The organism is Streptomyces sp. NPDC052299, from assembly GCF_040679335.1.
Classification (GTDB): Bacteria; Actinomycetota; Actinomycetes; order Streptomycetales; family Streptomycetaceae; genus Streptomyces.
The window spans coordinates 127,424-145,136 of sequence record NZ_JBFAUP010000012.1 but is presented as its reverse complement, the minus strand read 5'-3'; the positions used below and the strand labels follow the sequence as shown (position 1 = coordinate 145,136).

The following is a 17,713-nucleotide window of genomic DNA, read 5'->3' as shown; positions in this document are numbered from 1 at the left end:
GGCTACTCCGCGCCGTGGCCGGCTGCCACCGCCGCGACCCGGGCGGCGAGGCCGAGGTCCTTCTCGGTGACCTTGCCGCCCGCGTCGTGCGAGTTCACGGAGAGGGCGACGGTGTGGTAGCCCAGCGTCAGGTCGCTGTGGTGGTTCAGCTCGTCCTGGACCGCGGCGACGTGCATCGCGAACGCGGCGGCGGCGAAGTGCGAGGGCAGCCGGTAGGTGCGGGCGATCCGGTCCCCCTCCAGCGACCAGCCGGGCAGCTCGCGCAACCGGTCCTCGATCTCGTTCTGCGGCAGCGGTGCGGCGGGCATGGGGCGGCTCCCTCACTGGTGGTCGATGCCGGTCGGCGGTTCCGGTGACGTTACGGTCTCGGTATGACAACTGTCGCGCTCGACACGGGGGTAGGGCCGCTGCTGCGCAGCTGGCGGGAGCGGTGCCGGGTCAGTCAGCTGGAGCTCGCGCTGCGGGCCGGCTCGTCGGCCCGGCACATCTCGTTCATCGAAACGGGGCGCTCGCGCCCCAGCGAGGAGATGGTGCTGAGGCTCGCCGAGCACCTGGACGTTCCGGTGCGGGAGCGCAACGCCCTGCTGGTGATGGCGGGTTACGCCCCGCACTACACGGAGACCGCGCTCGACGACCCGGCGATGGGGGCGCTCCGGGACGGCCTCGACCGGCTGCTGCGGGGCTACGACCCGTATCCGGCGTTCGTCGTGGACGGGACCTACACCGTGGTGGCGGCCAATCAGGGGATGACCCGGCTGCTCGACGGCGTCCCGGAACACCTCCTGGCTCCGCCGCTGAACGCGATGCGGCTCACCCTGCACCCGGAGGGCCTGGCCCCGCGCATCCGGAACCTCCGCGAGTGGCGCGGGGATCTGCTGGCCCAGATGGAACGCCAGATCGCACTGGTCCGCTCGCCCGAGCTGCGCGAGCTGTACGAGGAGGTGGCGGGATACCCGCTGCCGCCGGGCCCGGGCGGGGAGGAGGACTGGCAGCCGCCCTCCTCGTCGGTGCCGTTCGCCCTGCCGCTGGTCATCGAGCACGAGGGGCACGTCCTGTCGTTCGTCGCCTCGATCGCCACGTTCAACACGCCGATGGACGTGACGGTGGCGGAGCTGGCCATCGAGACGCTGCTGCCGGCCGACGCGGACACCGCCGCGTATCTGCGCTCGCTGGGGCCTGTCTGACCCTTCCCGTCGTCCGCCCGGAGGGCGGACCGGGCCCGTGTCCGCCGGTCGGTGACACGGGCCCGTGCGCGCTACACCCGCGCCCCGTTGTCGTGCGCGTCCCGGCGTCCGGCGCGCTGCCGGGCGCGCGGGGCCCGGGTGCGGGCGGGCGGCGGGACCTTGCTGGTGCGTTCCAGCAGCAGCGCGGCCGGGACGGCGGTCATCACCGAGGAGTACGTCCCCACGACGATGCCGATCAGCAGGGCGAGCGCGAAGTCCTCCAGCGAGTCGCCACCGAGCACGGCGAGCGCGGTGAGGATGAACAGCGCGCCCATCCCGGTGTTCACCGTCCGGGGCACGGTCTGCAGGACCGCCCGGTTCGCGACCTCCGCCAGGGGTTTGCGGCGGGCCTTGGCCCACAGCTCCCGCACCCGGTCGAAGACCACGACCGAGTCGTTGACGGAGTAGCCGATGACGGTGAGGAGCGCGGCCAGGAAGATGCCGTCGACGGTGCGTCCCAGCCAGGCGAACACCCCGATCAGGATGATCACGTCGTGCACGAGCGCCCCGACCGAGGCGACGGCGAACGTCCAGCGGAACCGGACCGCCAGATAGGCCAGCTGGACGAGTACGGCGATGGCCAGGGCGATCAGGGCGTTGCGCCGCAGTTCGTCGCCGAGGCTGGGGCCGATCAGCTCGTCGCGGACCTTGGTGGTCTCGCCGCCCTCGGCGGCCAGGGCGGCCCGCAGCGCGTGTTCGCCGTCGTTGTCGAGCTCCCCGGTGCGCACGGAAATGTCGCCCGCGCCGGCCGTGGTGACCTCGGCGCCCCCGAACCCGGCGTCCGCCAGGGCGGTGCGCGCGGTCTCGACGTCCACGGGGCGGCTGGTGGAGTACTCGACCAGCCGGCCACCGGTGAACTCGACGCCCAGGTTCACCCCGCGCACCAGGACGCCCGCGACGGCCACCGCGACCAGGACGGCGGAGACCGTCAGCCAGCGGCGCGGGAAGCGCATCACCTGCGGGTCGCGCCGGGTGAGCCAGGTCCGCACCCGGCCCGGGATCGCGATGCCGTTGACGCCCCGGTAGTCCGCGACGAACCGCGAGCGCGCCGCGATCTCGGTGAGCGCGCGGGCGACGACCAGCGCGGAGAACATCGACGCGAGGACACCGATGGCGAGCGTGACGCCGAAGCCCTTGACCGGTCCGGAGCCGAGGAAGAACAGCAGCCCGGCCGCGATGAGCGTCGTCACGTTGGAGTCGGCGACGGCGGTCCAGGCACCCTTGAACCCGGCGGCGAGCGAGGCCCGCAAGCTCTTCCCGGGCCGCCCGGCGTACTCCTCCCGGGCCCGCTCGAAGACCAGGACGTTCGCGTCGACCGCCATGCCGATCGCCAGCACGAAACCGGCGAGCCCGGGCAGCGTCAGGGTGACGCCGAGGACGACGAGCGCCGCGTAGGAGATCACCCCGTACGCCGCGAGCGCCACGGCGGCGAGGGCGCCGAAGAGGCGGTAGATCACGATGATGAACAGGGCGGTGGCCGCGGCACCGATCAGGGCGGCCCGCGCGCTGGCGTCGATGGCGGCGGCACCGAGCGTCGGGCCGACCGTCCGCTGCTCCACGATCTCGACGGGCACGGGCAGGGCGCCGCCCTCGATCAGCAGGGCGAGTTCGCGGGCCTCGTCCGCGCTGAACGAGCCGGTGATCTGGGTGGAGCCGGAGGGCAGGCCCGAACCGCAGGAGACGGTCGGCGAGACCTGGGGCGAGGAGATCACCCGCTTGTCGAGCACGATGGCGACCCTGCGCCGCTCGTCCTGCACCGGGTGGCAGGCCGCCTCACCGGTCAGCCGGGTCCAGACCCGCCCGGCGTCCTTGTGGAAGTCGAGCGCCACGGTCCAGCCGGCGCCCTGCTGGGCGTCGAAGGACGCGGACGCCTCCTTGACCCCGGCGCCGGAGAGGGCGGCGGGGCCGAGGGCCAGTTCGCGGCCCTGCTCGTCGGGCAGGGTCAGCCCCTTGCCGTCCCCGGCGGTTGTGCCCGGGCCCTGGACGGCGTGGAAGGTGAGCTGGGCGGTCCTGCCGATCACATCGGCGGCCTTGCGCGGGTCCTGGACGTCCGGGAGCTCCACGATGATCCGGTCCTCGCCGGACCGGGTGAGCGTCGGTTCCGTCACTCCGAGCGAGTCGATGCGCCTGCGCAGCACCTCCAGGGTGCGGTCGGTGCTCTCGCGGTCGGCCTTCGCGGTGTCGGAGTCCTCGGCCTGGAGCACCATGCGGGTGCCGCCCTGGAGATCCAGGCCGAGTCTGGGTGACATGGTCAGCGTGATGAGCACGGAGACGAGCAGCACGGCCGCAGCCAGAACCGCCCGCACCGTGGTGGCGCGTGTCATTGCGGGTTTCCTCCGAGGGGGCGCCGGGCACGCCCCTCACCCGGTCAGGACGGCGGGAACGGCACGGCGTTGATGGATTGCGGGACCGGCAGGCGGTCCCCGGGCCGGTGGACACCGGCGCCAGGGCCTGTGTCGAGTTCCCCGTCGTCCGCCCGGAGGGCGGGGAACTCGACCCAGGCCCTGGGAGGTCCGCGCACGCCGGGCAGCGCCACGCGCGGGCGCTGGACGGCGGAGGCGGGGGCGGTACGGACGGACCAGGGGACGGAACACGGCAGAGGGGCCCGTGCGGGGCACGGCACGAGCCCGCCGGGGCCGGGCGGGGGCAACTGGTGTGCGGTACGGGGGTGCTCGGCGGCGGCCCACGGGATGGCGTCCGGGCCCCGGTCGACGGTGGCGGGCGGGGGTGCGGGCGCGGTGGTCCGGGGTGCCCCGGCGGCCGTGTTCCCTACGGGGAGGCCGGGGGCGGTCGGCACGGGGGCCGGGGACGGGGCGACCGTCACGGACAGGGTCGCCGTCGCCCGTACGGGCAGGGCCGCCACGCCCCCCGCGGACGCCCCGGCCGCGCCGCCCACGAGGGTGAGCGCGGCGAGCAGCAGCGCGAGCAGGCACCGCCGCACGGCGGTGGGCCGGCCCGGGTGCGCGTTCCCCGGGAGCGGCCCCGGGAGCGGGGTCACCGGGGGCGGCCGGGCAGGGCGGGCGCCAGGCCGTGGCGGAGGACGGAGCTGAGGACCAGTCCGGCTCCGCGCACGACCGTGGTCGCCGGGTCGTCCGTGCGCCGGACCGGGGCGCCGAGGCGGACCGCTATCCGGTTGGTGACGTCGGGGCGCAGCGCACCGCCTCCGGCGAGCAGCGGGCCCCTGCGCAGGGCGCCGAGCAGCGCGCCGTGCGGGTCCTGCCGCCACATGGCCATGACCATGTCCAGGACGGCGCGGACTGCGGCGGTGGGCGGCTCGCCCGGCTCCAGGTCGCTGAGCCCGGTCTCGGCGAGGCGCGCGTCGCGCACCAGGCCGTCCACGAGCAGGGTCGCCTCGGTCAGTTCGGCTCCGATGTCGAGGACGAGGAGGGGGCCGCCGTCCCCCGGCCCGGCGCACGCGGCGGCGGCGCGGGCGCTGTCCAGGACGATGACGTCCGAGGGGCCGAGCGCGCGGAGCAGGTCGCGGGCGGCGTCCCGGTGTCCGGGGCCGGCGAGCACGGGATGGCTGAGCACGATGACCGCGTCCTCGCGGCGCTCGCCCAGGGCCCGGTCGGCGATGCGGGCCAGCATCCGGCCGCACGCGTCCGGGTCCACGATGCGGCCGCGCCGGACGGGCCGGTCGGGGCCGTGCTCACCGGTCCCGTGGACGGTGTCCGCGACGACGCCCCGGCCGGGGACCCAGGCCCGGGTGCGGGAGCTGCCGAGGTCGAGGGCCAGGCCGCGGGTGGCGCCCCGGAAGTGCCGGTGGACGGAGCGGTCCTGCCGCCGTCCGTCGCGCAAAGAACGCATCGCCCCTCACCCCCGGCACGCAGCCGCGGCCGTACACACACCCAGTGACCCGCTGATCGCGAGGCATGGCCGAGCCCTCACTATGCAATAGGGAGGCAAAGAAAGCCACTCCCCGGCAAAATCGAAGGACACGACCCGCCCCTCTTCACAGCCCGCCCCCTCCCGGGCCGCCCGCACGCGCCACGTGCTCACCCCCGCGCGGTCACGCGCGTCACGCGTCGGCCGGCAGGAACTCCGCTATCAGCTCCGCGAACTCCTCCGGCGTCGCGATCCGCACCCCCAGGTCCTCCGCCTTGGACCGCTTGGAGCCCGCCTTCTCACCGGCCACGAGCAGCGTCGTGCGCTTGGAGACGCTGGAGGAGGACTTGCCTCCGGCGCGCTCGACCAGCTCGTTCATCTGGTTGCGCGACAGCTTCTCCAACGCGCCCGTCATGGCTCCGGTGACCACCACGGTCATCCCGGCCAGCGGGGCGCCCTCGGCACCGGCGGCCGTCTCCCCGTCGGCCTCCTCGCCCGGTGCGGGGGGCGGGGTCGCGCCCGGTTCGGTCATGTTCACCCCGGCGGCGACCAGCTTGTCGATGAGCGGGGCGAGCTCGGCCAGCTCCGCGACCACACCGGCCGCCTTCTCCTTGCCGATGCCGTCGACCCGCTGCAACTCCTGCTCGTCGGCGGCCCTGATGCGGTCCATCTCCGCGAAGTAGCGGGCGATCCGGCGGGACATGGAGCGCCCGGTGCCGCGCACACCGAGGGCGCAGAAGACCCGGGAGAGCGGCTGCGAGCGCGCCGCGTCGATCGCGGCCAGCAGATTGTCGGTGCTGGTCTCCCCCATCCGTTCCAGCGTGAGCAGCTGTTCGCGCTCCAGCATGAACAGGTCGGCGAAGTCCGTGACGAGGCCGGCGTCGACGAGCTGGACGACCCGGGTCGTGCCGAGCCCTTCGATGTCGAGCTGGTCGCGCCCGGCGGCGTACGAGACGGAGGCGACGATCCGGCAGTCCCGCCCCCGCACACAGCGCCAGCGCTGCTCGCTGCTGTCGATCTCCGAACCGCACTGGGGGCATGACTCGGGGAAGGCGATGGGCTGTTCCTCGCCGGTGCGCAGATGCGCGACGGGCGCCTCGATGCGGGGGATGATGTCGCCCGCCTTGTAGACCATCACGTGGTCGCCGATGCGCAGGTCCCGGCGGGTGATGTCGGCCGGGTTGTGCAACGTGGCGTAACCGACCGTCGATCCGTCGATCTCGACGGGCTCCAGCACGGCGCGCGGCGCGATGATGCCGGTGCGGCCCACGTTCCACTCGACGCCGAGGAGGCGGGTGACCTTCTCGACGGCGGGCAGCTTGTAGGCGATGGCCCAGCGCGGGGCCCGGGTGCCGGAACCGGCGTCGTGCCGGTCGGCGGCCAGGTCCGCCTTGATGACGATGCCGTCGATGCCGAACGGCAACGCGGCCCGCAGCGCGGCGACTTCCTCGATCCGGGCCTGGACCTCCTCGACGGTGGCGGCCGTGCGCGGCGCGGCCTCCGTGTCCGCGGCGGTGTGCACGCCGAGCTCCGCGACCCGGGCGAGCACCCGGCTGTGCGGCAGCTCGGCCAGCTCGGCGCCCGCGTCACCGGATTCGGGCAGCGCCAGGGCCCCATAGGCAAAGAACGTCATCTCCACCGTGTACGCCCGGTCCTTGGCGCGCAGGGTGCCCGCCGCGCCGTTGCGCGCGTTGGCGAAGGGGGCGCCGCCGTGCTCGGTGCGGACCGTGTTGGCCTGCTCGAACTGCTCGGTGGTCATCAGGATTTCGCCGCGTATCTCGATCGTGACCGGCTCCGCGAGCCGGGCGGGGAGCCCGACGACGGTCCCGATGGCGTGGGAGACGTCCTCACCGGCGGTCCCGTCGCCCCGGGTGATCAGCCGTTCCAGACGGCCCTCGCGATACCGCGCGGCGACCGCGAGTCCGTCGAGCTTCGGCTCGACGCTCCACGCGGTGACGGGCCGTCCGATCCGGCGCTCCAGCGAGGCGGTCCAGGTGGCGAACTGCTCGGCCGAGAAGACGTTGTCGAGGGAGAGCATCGGCACCGTGTGCGGCACGTCGCCGACGGCCGCGCCGCCCGCCACCTTGCCGGTCGGTGAGGCGGCCAGCACCTCCTGCGGGTGCTCCTCCTCGTACGCGGCGATGCCGCGCGCCAGGCGGTCGTAGGCGTCGTCGTCGAGCGTGCTCTCGCCCGTGGCGTAGTACGCGGCGGCGGCCTGTGCGGCCTCCTCGACGGCGGCGGCGTAGGAGGCATGGTCGGCGAGCACGACTGCTGAGTTCGTCATGTCCTCCATCCTGCCGCCCACCACTGACAACGCCCTGGCCGAGCCAGCCCGGAGAGCGCTCTCCCCCATCGGCGGCACGAGGTTTCGACCAAGAAACGCGCGAGAGAGCGCTCTCCTGTGGTTCACACCCCCAACGGCCCCTCTATGCGGCGAAATCGAAGGTTCGTCAGCCGTATTGACATGCCTTGAACACGCTCCTACGTTCCCTGGGCAGAGAGCGCTCTCTCACCTGATCAGACCGCCCATGATCAGGGCACATCCCCCCACCACTTCCCCGAACAGGAGTGCCGTGCTCTTCTTCCGCCAACGACGCGGCGGCGACAGCCACCGCGGGACGCCACCGCCCCGGCGCCACCGCACGGCGGCGCTCGCCGCCGCCGCGCTCGCCCTGACCCTCCTTCAGGCCACCACCGGCAGCGCGTCCGCCGGGCCTTCCGCCCCCACCGCCGAGGCCGCGGCCGACGTGGTCCGGGTGGCCGAATTCCTCGCCGAGTGCCCGTACACCCACCGGGCACCCGACGACCCGATCGTCTTCCCGGGCCTGCCCGGCGCCTCGCACATGCACAGCTTCTTCGGCAACGACTCCACGAACGGCCACTCCGATCTGGCCTCGCTGGAAAAGGCCAGGAGCACCTGCTCACCCGACATCGACCTCTCGTCGTACTGGGTGCCGACCCTGTACGACGGGGACAAGGAGGTGGAGCCCACCGGCACCACGTTCTACTACCTGGGCGAGGGTGTCCGGGACGACGTCATCCGGCAGATCAAGCCCTTCCCCCGGGGCCTGAGGATCGTCGCGGGCAACGCCAAGGCGTCCGGCCCAAACGACAACACGATCTCGCGCTGGTCCTGTCTGCACCACGGCGAGGTCAACCCGTCGCACGACTTCGTCAACTGCCCGTCCGACGCGATGCTGGAGTCGTACCTCGACTTCCCGCAGTGCTGGAACGGCAAGGACCTCGACTCGCCCGACCACAAGAGCCACATGTCGTACCCGGTCAACGGCGAGTGCCCGGCCACCCACCCGGTGCCGGTGCCCAAGCTCCGCCAGGTGCTGCGGTATCCGGTCAACGGTGACCCGTCCCGGTTCCGTCTGGCGTCCGGTCCCGGCTACACGATGCACGGCGACTTCTTCAACGTGTGGCCCGAGGCCGCGATGGCGCAGCGCGTACGCGACTGCATCAACGCCATCATCAAGTGCGGGGCCGACGGCACCCCCTGAGACACCCCCCGTCCCCACCCGCCCGTCCGGGGCCGCCGCCCCGGACGGGCCCTCCCCGAGGGAGCCCGCGATGAAGGCGGTCCGCCGCGCGGCGACGCTCACCCTGCTCCTCCTCCTGGCCGGCTGCGGGACCCCCGCGGCCGACACGGGAACCACTCCCCCGCCCGCCCCGTCCGCCACCGGCGCCCCCGCCGATCCGACGGACGCCGCGTGGGCGCAGCTGATGACCCCGATGAACGAGTCGGCCGTGGCGCTCCTCTCGCTCGCCGCCGACCGTGCCGACGACGCCTCGGTGCGGCGCTGGGCGGCGGAACTCCGCACCTCGCAGAACGGCGAACTGGCCCGGCTGCGGCCGCTGCTGGCCCGGATGGGGCTTCCGGACACCAATGTGCACGAGGGCCACCACATGCCGGGCATGGTGACGGCCGATGACCTGGCGCGGGCCCGCACGCTGAAGGGCGCGGCCTTCGAACGGTTCCTGGTGGACCGGATCGGCGGCCATCTGCGCCGGACCGCCCAGGTGTCGCGCTCCGAGACCGGGGCCGGCACCCGGCCGGACGCCAAGCGGCTCGCGGCCGCCCTGGTCGCCGCCCGCCGGGCCGAGATCGCCCGGCTGCCCGTCCCGTCCGGCGCTCCCGGCTGACGGCCGGGTCAACGTCGTCCCAAGGCAGCCCGGGCTGTTGCCCCGCCGGTCGTACCACCCGGTATAAAGACTGCATGCCTGCCGACGTCCCGCCGCCCGCCCGTCCCGTGACCTTGGAGGACGTCGCCGGAGTGGCCGGGGTGTCACGGGCGACGGTGTCCCGGGTGATCAACGGGGCGACCACGGTGGACCCGGCGCTGCGGCGGACGGTGGAGGCGGCGGTGGACGCCACCGGTTACGTCCCCAACCGCGCGGCCCGGTCGCTGGTGACCCGGCGGACCGACTCGATCGCGCTGGTCGTCTCGGAGCGGGAACGGCGCACCGTGCCCGAGCCGTTCGTCGGCCGGATGTTCTCCGATCCGTACTTCGGGCGGGTGGTGACCGGTCTCCTGGAGGTGCTGCGCCCGGCGGGCATCCAGCTGGTCCTGATGCTGGCCGACGACCAGGAGTCGCGCGACCAGCTCGTTTCGTACCTGCGCCACGGGCACGTGGACGGGGTGGTGCTGATCTCGTCGCACGCGGAGGACCCACTGCCGGGGCTGCTGCACGGGACCCGGCTGCCGGCCGTGCTCGCCGGTCAGCCGCACCGGCCGACCCCGCTCACCTATGTGGAGGCGGACCAGCGGGCCGGGGCGCGGCTGGCCGCCGACCACCTCGCCGCGCTGGGCCGCCGCCGCATCGGCACGGTGTCGGGCCCGCAGGACATGCCGGCCGGCCAGGCGCGGCTCTCCGGGTTCCTGGACGCGCTGGCGGCGCACGGCATCCGGGATGTGGTGACCGCCGAGGGCGACTTCACCCATGCCGGGGGCGCGGCGGCGATGCGGCGGCTGCTGGCGGAGCGTCCGGATCTGGACGCGGTGTTCATCGCGTCGGACCTGATGGCGCTCGGGGCCGTGCCGGTGCTGCTGCGGGCCGGGAAGGAGGTCCCGGACGACGTCGCGCTCGTGGGCTTCGACGACAGCAGTGCGGCGCTGGCCTGTGATCCGCCGCTGACGACGGTCCGGCAGCCGGTGGAGGAGATGTCGGCGGAGATGGCCCGGCTGCTGCTCAGGCAGATCGGCAAGCCGGCGGACCCGCCGCCTTCGGTGATCTTCCATCCGACGCTCGTACGGCGGCAGTCGGCCTGATCAGGCGCGGCCGGGCCGCTCGTCCTCGGTCAGCGGCACCTGGGGCCCGGACGCCTCCTGGAGCCAGCGTCTCAGAACCCGGTGCACGGCCTCGGCCCCGACGAGTTCGTCCGGGCGTTCCCCGTCCTCGCCGGTGACGGCGTCCAGCGGGTCCGTCAGCTCGCGCGGCCACAGCAGGAACGGCCGGGACTGCTCGCCGCCCAGGCCGCCGTGCGAGCCGATCTGCTCCTCGAAGGCGTGCACGGTGCCGGTGCCGGGGTCGTACATGGAGTTGACCATCACGTCGGCGACGTGCGGGAAGGTGTCCGTCCGCCGGATCGCGTCCGCGGCGCCGGGGCCGTAGGCGGCGAGCGGCCCCTCTCCGTCGGCCAGTTCCGCGACGGGCACCCGGACCCCGTCGCGGGCCAGCACCACCGAGCCGTGGCGCTCGCTGCGGACGAGCAGGAAGCCGATGCCCGGGTGGTTCGCGAGGGTGGAGAGCAGCGCGGGGTGGCGGCGCTCCAGCTGTTCCTGGGAGGCGCGGCCCTCGATGTCCGGGAAGGAGATCAGGCCCAGATTGCCGGAGGCGAGGACTATCGGGTCGGAGGGTTTCGCGACGCGCTCCTCCTGTCCCTCGGCGACCGGCCGGTGCAGGGCGATGCGGACCGCGTCGCGTGCTTCGGAGGCGCTGCGGGTGCGCTGTGCGCGCCGGGGCACGGGCAGGCCGCTGCCGGCCCGGACGAGGTCCTTGAGCGTCAGCCCGTACGCCCCGGCGAAGGTGTTCCCCGGGCTCTGGCCGTGGTCGGACAGGAGCACGATCCGGTAGGTGCGGGGCGCCTGCTCGGCGACCTTGGCGATCAGGGCGAGCGCCCGGTCGAGGCGGGCGAGCACCTTCTCCGCGTCGCGGCTGCGCGGTCCGGAGTGGTGCGCCACTTCGTCGTACGCGACGAGGTCGGCGTAGACCGCGGTCCGGCCGGCGAACATGTCGCCGATGACGGCGGCGACCACCACATCGCGTTCGACGACGGTGGCGAAGGCGCGGATGAAGGGGTACAGGCCGCCGCGCTTGATGCGGGGCGTCTCCTTGCGGAGGCGGGAGCGGGTCGACTGGGCGATCTCCCGGCAGACCTCCGCGGCGAAGGAGCCGGCGGTGCGGACGGCGTTGGCCGGGTCGGAGAAGTAGGCGAAGTACCCGGCCCGGGAGCGTCGGCCCTTGCCGCGCCGGGCGGCCATCGACAGGACGAGCGCGAGCTGGGCGGCGCCGCCGCTGAAGAGGTTGCCCCGGCTGGCGCCGTCGAGGGTGAGCAGTCCGCCGTCCCGGGTGCGGGCGACGGCGCGGCGCTGGAGTTCCAGGGCGCTCGCGGGCTTGCTGGAGACCATGACGAGGCCGGTCTCCTTCTCGTACCAGCGGAAGGCGGGCACGTCGTGGTTGCTGCCGTGCAGGATGCCGAGCTGGCTGGCGCCGGTCTGGCTGGACCAGTCGGTGCGCCAGGGCATGAGCCGGTGCCCGCCGGCCAGCCAGTGGGCGACGGTCGGCATGACGCCCCCGGCGGCCGCCGCGAGGAGGGCGTCGTGGCCGACGCCGTCGAGCTGGATGAAGACGGTGCCGGGCGGGCCGCCGCGCGCGTCGCCCGTGCCGGTGCGCCGGCGGCGCCGGTCGGCCAGGCGGGAGAGGCGGCGGCGGTAGGCGTTGTCGTCGCGCACGGCCAGGGCGGTGGAGGTCGCCGAGGCGACGGCGGACATCACGGCCGCGACGGCGACGGCGGTCTCCGGGGCCGCGGCGCCCCGGCCGTCCGGGATGAGCCGCAGCGCGATCAGCAGCAGGGAGCCGTTGAGGAAGAAGACGAGCGCGCCCAGGACGAGGGCCGGGACGATGAGCAGGGCCCGTACCAGCACGGGCCAGACCAGCGCGGAGAGCAGTCCGAAGGCGCCCGCGCCCCAGGCCGCGGTGAAGGCGGTCTTGGTGATGCTGTCGCCGTCGTGCGACTGGAGCCGGAAGTCGGGGAGGATGCCCGCGAGCGCGAGCATGGTGAGCGTCGAGACGGCCCAGACCGCGATCACGCGCATCAGGGCGCTGCCGGCTCGCCGCCATCGCCTGTCGCCCACGCCGTCTTCACCTCACGTCCGGGCCCTGCCGTTCCGGGCCCTTTCCCAGCCTTTCACAGCGGGTCCCGGGGCCTTGCGGCCGGTCAGCAGCCGTCGTACCCGGCGGTCGGCATGGAGAGGCGGCGGTGCACTCCGGCCTTGCCGTCCGCGGTGTAGGACGGCTCGGCGAGCCCGGCGATCTCCAGGCGTACGCCGCGCCGCTCGCACTCCGCGGTGAATTCGGGCACCGAGGCCAGGGCGCGGGCGAGGACCCGTTCGCAGGGGGCGACGAAGAGCTCGACCTCGCCGCTGTCGATGCCGTCCCAGAGCGCGGGGTGGTCGGGGCGCAGCCCGTAGAGCCGCAGCTGGCGCGTGACGACGTAGCCCTGGTCGGCGGCCCAGCGGGCGCACATGGCGTGCTGGCCCCGGGTGTCCACGAGGAACGGATCGCTGTCCAGCTCCTCCAGCGGCGTCAGGCTGGCGATGGCCGCCACGCGTACGTCCCCCATGTCCCGTCTTCCCCCTGCTCGTCGTTCCCCGACCCTATGCGCCGGTACGAGCGGGCCGAGGGAGCGTTCCGGGGCGGCGAGGGGGCGCACGGGCGCACGGGCCCGGACCGGTGATCAACGGGTGCGCCGGGGTGCGCCGACCGCCCGGGCGTGACTGGCCGTAGGCTCGTCGGGGCAGGTGTGGTGGGGGCCGAGGGCTCCGGTGAGCAGGAGGAGGCGGCGCGTGCCGGTGGAGATCACCTGGTGGGGTCATGCCACGTGCACGATCGAGGACTCCGGTGTCCGCCTCCTGACCGACCCCCTGTTCGTACGGCGCTTCGCGCATCTGCGGCGGCGCCGGGGCGAGCTGCCCGGTCCGGACGCGGCCGTGGCCGATGTGGTCCTCATCTCGCATCTGCACTCCGACCATCTGCATCTTCCGTCGCTGGCGCGCGTCGCGCCGGGGGCGCGGGTGGTGGTGCCGCGCGGTTCGGTGCGGTCGGTGCCGGGGCTGCGGCTGCTGCGCCGGGCGCGCGGGCTGCGGATCACCGAGGTGGTCGCGGGCGACGAGGTGCGCGTGGGCGGGGTCCGGGTCCGGGCCGTCCCGGCGCTGCACGACGGCCGTCGTCTGCCGCTGGGCCCGCACCGCTCCCCCGCGCTCGGTTACGTGGTGGAGGGCGCCGCTCGTACGTATTTCGCCGGGGACACCGGGCTCTTCGACGACATGGCGCGGGCGGTCGGCCCGGTGGACGTGGCGCTGCTGCCGGTCGGCGGCTGGGGCCCGTATCTGGGCCACGGGCACCTGGACGCGGGGCGCGCGGCCCAGGCGCTGACCCGGCTGCGTCCGCGCGCGGCGGTGCCGGTGCACTACGGCACGTACTGGCCGATCGGGATGGACGGGGTCCGGCCGCACGAGTTCCACGCGCCGGGCGAGGAGTTCGTGCGGAAGGCGGCGATGGTGGCGCCGGAGGTCGTCGTGCACCGGCTGGCGCACGGCGAGCGGGTGCGGCCGGAGGGCCGCGCGTGATCGAGTTCCTGCGCCAGACGGCGCAGCTGCCCGCCGAGTCGACCCAGCAGGCGGTCGGCTATCCGTCGTTGTTCCTGCTGGTGGCGCTGGGGGCGCTGGTGCCGGTGGTGCCGACGGGCGCGCTGGTGAGTTCGGCGGCCGTGGTGGCGTTTCACCAGTCGTCGCCGTTCGCGCTGCTGGTGGTGTTCGCGGTGGCGTCGTCGGCGGCGTTCCTCGGGGACATCTGCCTGTACTGGCTGGGACAGCGCGGGGTGCGGTCGAAGAACGGGTCGCGGTGGCTGCGGGCGATCCGGGACCGGGCGGCGCCGGAGCGGCTTGAGCAGGCTCAGCGGAAGCTGGACGAGCACGGTGCGGCGGTCCTGGTGCTGTCCCGGCTGGTGCCGGCCGGGCGGATTCCGGTGATGCTGGCATGCCTGCTGGGCCGGATGGAGCTGCGGCGGTTCGCCCGGGGCGACATACCGGCGTGTCTGGCGTGGGCGGCGACGTACCAGCTGATCGGCATCCTGGGCGGTTCGCTGTTCCCGGAGCCGTGGCAGGGGGTGGTCGCGGCGGTGGGCCTGACGCTGCTGATCAGCGGGGCGCCCGCGGTGTGGCGCCGGACGCGGACGTGGTGGGCTCGGTGACGCCGTCCGGCCGGGGCGCCAGCAGGCGGGAGCCGCCGATGGGCAGGTCCCAGAGCCGGTCGCGGGGGTGTCCGGCGCGCTGCCAGGCGGTGCGCAGCCGGGTGAGCGGTTCGAGGACCGGTTCGGCGGAGAGCAGGAAGGTCGCCCAGTGCATGGGCGCCATCGCTTGGGCGCCGAGGTCTTCGTACGCCTGCACCGCCTCCTCCGGGTCGGTGTGGACGTCGCCGAGCCACCAGCGGGGCTCGTACGCGCCGATCGGCAGCAGGGCGAGGTCGATGCCGGGGTGGCGGCGGCCGATCTCGGTGAACCAGTGGCCGTACCCGGTGTCGCCGGCGAAGTAGATCCGGGCGCCGCCGTCGCCCGCGCGGGTGGTGTCCTGGATGACCCAGCCGCCCCACAGCGAGCGGCAGGTGTCGGTGAGGGTGCGCCGCGACCAGTGGTGGGCGGGCACGAAGTCGAAACGGACGCCGTCCAGCTCGGCGGATTCCCACCAGTCGAGTTCGGTGACCGTGCCGAAGCCCCGGCGGCGGCACCACTGGCCGAGTCCGGCGGGGACGAACAGCGGGGTGTCCCGGGGCAGCCGGCGCAGGGTGGGGGCGTCCAGGTGGTCGTAGTGGTTGTGGCTGATGACGACCGCGTCGACGGGCGGCAGATCCTCCCAGCGGACCCCGACGGGCGTGATCCGGGCCGGGGTGCCGAGGATGCGGCGGGACCAGACGGGGTCGGCGAGGACGGTGAGGCCGCCGGTGCGGATGATCCAGCTGGCGTGCCCGGCCCAGGTGACGCACGCGGCGCCCGCCGGGACGGCCGGCAGCGGCTCGGGGGCGTACGGCAGGCGGTGGATGTGGCGCAGGCCCTCCGCGTTGGGCCGGAGGGCGTGCTCGCGGGCCAGCCGGGGCATGCTGCGGACGCCGGGGAGCGGGGCGGTGAGCCGGTCCGCGAAGCTCCGGGGCCAGGCGCGCACCTCGCCGAGTGGGCGCGGGGTGACGACGTCGCCGCAGACCACAGGTGGTGCGACGGGGATCTCGGTCCGGTCCGTCATCGGGGCTCCCGTCCAGGAGTGCGCCGGCGCGGGGTCAGCGCGGTGTGTCGAGGGCTGCTCGGAAAATGCTCAGCGCTGCCGCGATGTGCGGCAATTCGAGCGGGTCCGGGGCGGTGAGCGCCTCTGTCTGACGCTCCGGGTCCGTGCCGAGGAGCGAGCCGGTGCCCAGCCGGACCCGGAGCGCGCCGAGTTCGTCGCCGAAGCGGTGGCCGCCGGGGGCGGGGGTGCCGAGCCGGGCGGACAGGAACTCCTCCAGTTCGAGGGAGTCGGTGACGCCCCTGGCGGCGAGCCGGGAGCGGAGCGGGCCGAGGTCTGCGTAGAGGTGGCGGCCGGCCTGCGGGGGCCGGGCGAGGGCGCCCCAGCCGAGGACGGCGCGGTGCGCCCCGGTGGCGAGCCGGGCGTGCAGGGCCGCGGAGCGCCGGGCCCGCTCGGTGACGGCGTCGGGTTCGCGCAGCGCGTGGGCGGCGGCCGCCGCGACCGGTCCGGCGACCGAGGCGCCGAGCGCGGTGAGGACGTCGAGCGTCCGGGCGTGGCGGGCGGCGGAGCGCGCGGTGTCCGGGAAACGCGCGACGGCGACCGGCCAGGCGGCCGGGGTCAGCGCCCCGTACAGGCCGGAGACCACCGTGACGTCGTCGGGGCACATCTCGGCCGGGCTGACCAGGACCGTGTCGTGCGGGCGGTGCAGGGTGTCGCGCCAGGTCTCGTCGCTGACGATGTGCAGCCCCTCGGCCACGGCGGCCTCGCACGCCTCGCGCACGAGTTCCGGCGGGGCGACCGTGGCGGTGGGGTCGTCGGCCATCGAGAGCAGCAGCAGTCTGGGCCGGCCGCCCTCGGCGCGTACCCGCCGCACGGTTTCGAGGAGGGCGTACGGGTCGGGCACACCGCCGCACTCGGCGGGCGTGGGCACCTGGTACGCGGGGCGGCCGAGCAGCCTGGCCTGCGGAATCCAGGAGGCGGGGCAGGGGCGCGGCAGCAGCACGTCGCCGCCGTGCGCGGCGATCAGGGCGAGCAGCAGGGGCGCGGTGCCGGGGGCGGCGGCGACGCGCTCGGGGCCGCCGTGCAGGCCGCGCCGGGCCCAGTAGGCGCAGGCGGCCTCGCGCAGGGCGGGCGATCCGCCGGCGGGTTCGGGGGCGGCGCGACCGGCGGCGGAGGCCAGCACCTCGGCCAGCTCCGGCAGGACGGGCAGTCCCGGCCAGGGGGCCGGCGGCCCGTACCGTACGGGGCCGCGGTCCTCCCGGACCGTCTCCGTGCCGTGCTCGTGCCGCCCGGTCCGCTCCCGGCTCATCGGGCCTCCTTAGCCGCCCGCCCCTCGGGTCCCTTTATACGAGGGAACGGGGCGGGGCGCCTGCCCTGACCGGCCTCACACCGTGCTCCGGTCGTGTCCGAGGCTGCCCGAGAGCTCGTCGGCGGCCTCGACGGCGAGGGCGGCGAGTTCCCGCTCGCGCTCCTCGGTCCAGCGGATCATCGGGACCGATACGGAGAGGGCCGCCACGACCCGCCCCGACCGGTCGTGCACGGGTGCGGCGACACAGCTGACGCCGGGGTCGGACTCCTGGTGCTCCGTCGCGACACCGCGCTCGCGTACGGCGTCGAGCGCGGCCCGCAGCTCGCGCTCGCCGGTGAGGGTGTGCGGGGTCAGGGCGGCCCGTTCGAGGCCGTCGAGCCGGGCGTCGAGCTCCTGTGCGGGCAGCGAGGCGAGGAGCATCTTCCCGGCCGACGTGCAGTGGGCGGGCAGTCGGTGGCCGGCCGCCGACACCGTGCGGACGGCGTGGGTGGAGTCGGCCTGGGCCACGCAGACGGCGTCGGTGCCGTCCAGGATCGCCACGTGCACGGACTCGCCGCACCGCTCGGCGAGGCGCCGGGCGACCTGGCGGCCCTCTGCGGCGAGGTCGAGCTGTTCGGCGTACCGGCTGCCGAGCTGGTAGGTGCGCACGCCCAGCCGGTAGCGTCCGGGCCGCTCGGGGTCGGTGACCAGGTAGGACCGGGCGGCGAGTGTGGTGAGCAGCTCGTGGACGGTGGTGCGGGGCAGCTGGAGCTTGCGGGTCACCTCGGGGGCGGAGAGCGTGCCGTCGCCGTGGAGGAAGAGTTCGAGGACGTCGAACGCCCTGGTCACCGCCGGCACGAGTCGCCCCATGGCCCCGCATT

General features: G+C 74.7%; 16 protein-coding genes. 6 read left to right on the top strand and 10 right to left on the bottom strand.

Annotated features, from left to right (window positions below; translation table 11 throughout):
- Positions 1 to 2: 2 nt before the first annotated feature.
- Complete coding sequence (locus AB0L33_RS21560; RefSeq protein WP_365683758.1) at positions 3 to 308, bottom strand: 4a-hydroxytetrahydrobiopterin dehydratase; 306 nt, start codon at positions 306 to 308, stop codon at positions 3 to 5.
- 63 nt (positions 309 to 371) lie between these two features.
- On the opposite strand from AB0L33_RS21560, the gene AB0L33_RS21555 reads away from it, so the two are divergent.
- The gene (locus tag AB0L33_RS21555; RefSeq protein ID WP_365683756.1) at positions 372 to 1,184 is read left to right on the top strand and encodes a helix-turn-helix transcriptional regulator; all 813 of its coding nucleotides are present in this window, start codon (positions 372 to 374) and stop codon (positions 1,182 to 1,184) included.
- A 71-nt stretch (positions 1,185 to 1,255) separates the two neighbouring features.
- On the opposite strand, the gene secD is transcribed toward AB0L33_RS21555, so the two are convergent.
- From secD to ligA, 4 genes are all read right to left on the bottom strand, one after another.
- Entirely contained in the window at positions 1,256 to 3,547 is a 2,292-nt protein-coding gene (gene secD, locus AB0L33_RS21550) for a protein translocase subunit SecD (RefSeq protein ID WP_365683754.1), read from the bottom strand.
- 44 nt (positions 3,548 to 3,591) lie between these two features.
- Positions 3,592 to 4,221 carry a hypothetical protein gene (locus AB0L33_RS21545; RefSeq protein WP_365683752.1) on the bottom strand — a complete coding sequence of 210 codons (630 nt, stop codon included), beginning with the start codon at positions 4,219 to 4,221 and terminating at the stop codon, positions 3,592 to 3,594.
- Positions 4,218 to 5,030 carry a rod shape-determining protein MreC gene (locus AB0L33_RS21540; protein ID WP_365683750.1) on the bottom strand — a complete coding sequence of 271 codons (813 nt, stop codon included), beginning with the start codon at positions 5,028 to 5,030 and terminating at the stop codon, positions 4,218 to 4,220. Before AB0L33_RS21540 ends, AB0L33_RS21545 begins: the two co-directional genes overlap by 4 nt.
- Before the next feature lie 211 nt (positions 5,031 to 5,241).
- On the bottom strand, positions 5,242 to 7,341 hold the full coding sequence (gene ligA / locus AB0L33_RS21535; protein WP_365683748.1) for an NAD-dependent DNA ligase LigA: 2,100 nt from the start codon (positions 7,339 to 7,341) through the stop codon (positions 5,242 to 5,244).
- Positions 7,342 to 7,621: 280 nt separating this feature from the next.
- On the opposite strand from ligA, the gene AB0L33_RS21530 reads away from it, so the two are divergent.
- From AB0L33_RS21530 to AB0L33_RS21520, 3 genes are all read left to right on the top strand, one after another.
- Entirely contained in the window at positions 7,622 to 8,554 is a 933-nt protein-coding gene (locus tag AB0L33_RS21530; protein ID WP_365683746.1) for a DUF1996 domain-containing protein, read from the top strand.
- Positions 8,555 to 8,624: 70 nt separating this feature from the next.
- A complete protein-coding gene (locus tag AB0L33_RS21525; protein ID WP_365683744.1) occupies positions 8,625 to 9,197 on the top strand; it encodes a DUF305 domain-containing protein in 573 nt (190 codons plus the stop codon).
- A 74-nt stretch (positions 9,198 to 9,271) separates the two neighbouring features.
- On the top strand, positions 9,272 to 10,324 hold the full coding sequence (locus tag AB0L33_RS21520; RefSeq protein ID WP_365683742.1) for a LacI family DNA-binding transcriptional regulator: 1,053 nt from the start codon (positions 9,272 to 9,274) through the stop codon (positions 10,322 to 10,324).
- Here AB0L33_RS21520 and AB0L33_RS21515 read toward each other — a convergent pair whose 3' ends face one another.
- Together AB0L33_RS21515 and AB0L33_RS21510 are read right to left on the bottom strand one after the other, a co-directional pair.
- Positions 10,325 to 12,409: a phage holin family protein gene (locus tag AB0L33_RS21515; RefSeq protein WP_365683740.1), complete on the bottom strand. Its 2,085-nt coding sequence runs from the start codon at positions 12,407 to 12,409 to the stop codon at positions 10,325 to 10,327. It lies immediately after the preceding gene.
- Positions 12,410 to 12,492: 83 nt separating this feature from the next.
- Positions 12,493 to 12,897: a hypothetical protein gene (locus tag AB0L33_RS21510; RefSeq protein ID WP_365683738.1), complete on the bottom strand. Its 405-nt coding sequence runs from the start codon at positions 12,895 to 12,897 to the stop codon at positions 12,493 to 12,495.
- A 223-nt stretch (positions 12,898 to 13,120) separates the two neighbouring features.
- Here AB0L33_RS21510 and AB0L33_RS21505 point away from each other — a divergent pair, with 223 nt between their 5' ends.
- Both AB0L33_RS21505 and AB0L33_RS21500 read left to right on the top strand, forming a co-directional pair.
- Positions 13,121 to 13,903, top strand: a complete 783-nt coding sequence (locus tag AB0L33_RS21505) for an MBL fold metallo-hydrolase (RefSeq protein WP_365683736.1) — start codon at positions 13,121 to 13,123, stop codon at positions 13,901 to 13,903.
- Positions 13,900 to 14,526, top strand: coding sequence for a DedA family protein (locus tag AB0L33_RS21500; protein WP_365683734.1), 627 nt, complete (start codon positions 13,900 to 13,902; stop codon positions 14,524 to 14,526). Before AB0L33_RS21505 ends, AB0L33_RS21500 begins: the two co-directional genes overlap by 4 nt.
- Here the strand turns inward: AB0L33_RS21500 and AB0L33_RS21495 are convergent.
- The 3 genes from AB0L33_RS21495 to AB0L33_RS21485 all read right to left on the bottom strand — a co-directional run bounded on the left by AB0L33_RS21495 (position 14,474) and on the right by AB0L33_RS21485 (position 17,702).
- Positions 14,474 to 15,568 carry an MBL fold metallo-hydrolase gene (locus tag AB0L33_RS21495; protein ID WP_365683732.1) on the bottom strand — a complete coding sequence of 365 codons (1,095 nt, stop codon included), beginning with the start codon at positions 15,566 to 15,568 and terminating at the stop codon, positions 14,474 to 14,476. The genes AB0L33_RS21500 and AB0L33_RS21495 overlap by 53 nt on opposite strands.
- A 34-nt stretch (positions 15,569 to 15,602) precedes the next feature.
- A complete protein-coding gene (locus AB0L33_RS21490) occupies positions 15,603 to 16,853 on the bottom strand; it encodes an aminotransferase class I/II-fold pyridoxal phosphate-dependent enzyme (protein WP_365683730.1) in 1,251 nt (416 codons plus the stop codon).
- A gap of 75 nt (positions 16,854 to 16,928) precedes the next feature.
- Positions 16,929 to 17,702 (bottom strand): IclR family transcriptional regulator, encoded by a 774-nt coding sequence (locus AB0L33_RS21485; RefSeq protein WP_365683728.1) that lies wholly within the window; start codon positions 17,700 to 17,702, stop codon positions 16,929 to 16,931.
- Positions 17,703 to 17,713: the final 11 nt, after the last annotated feature.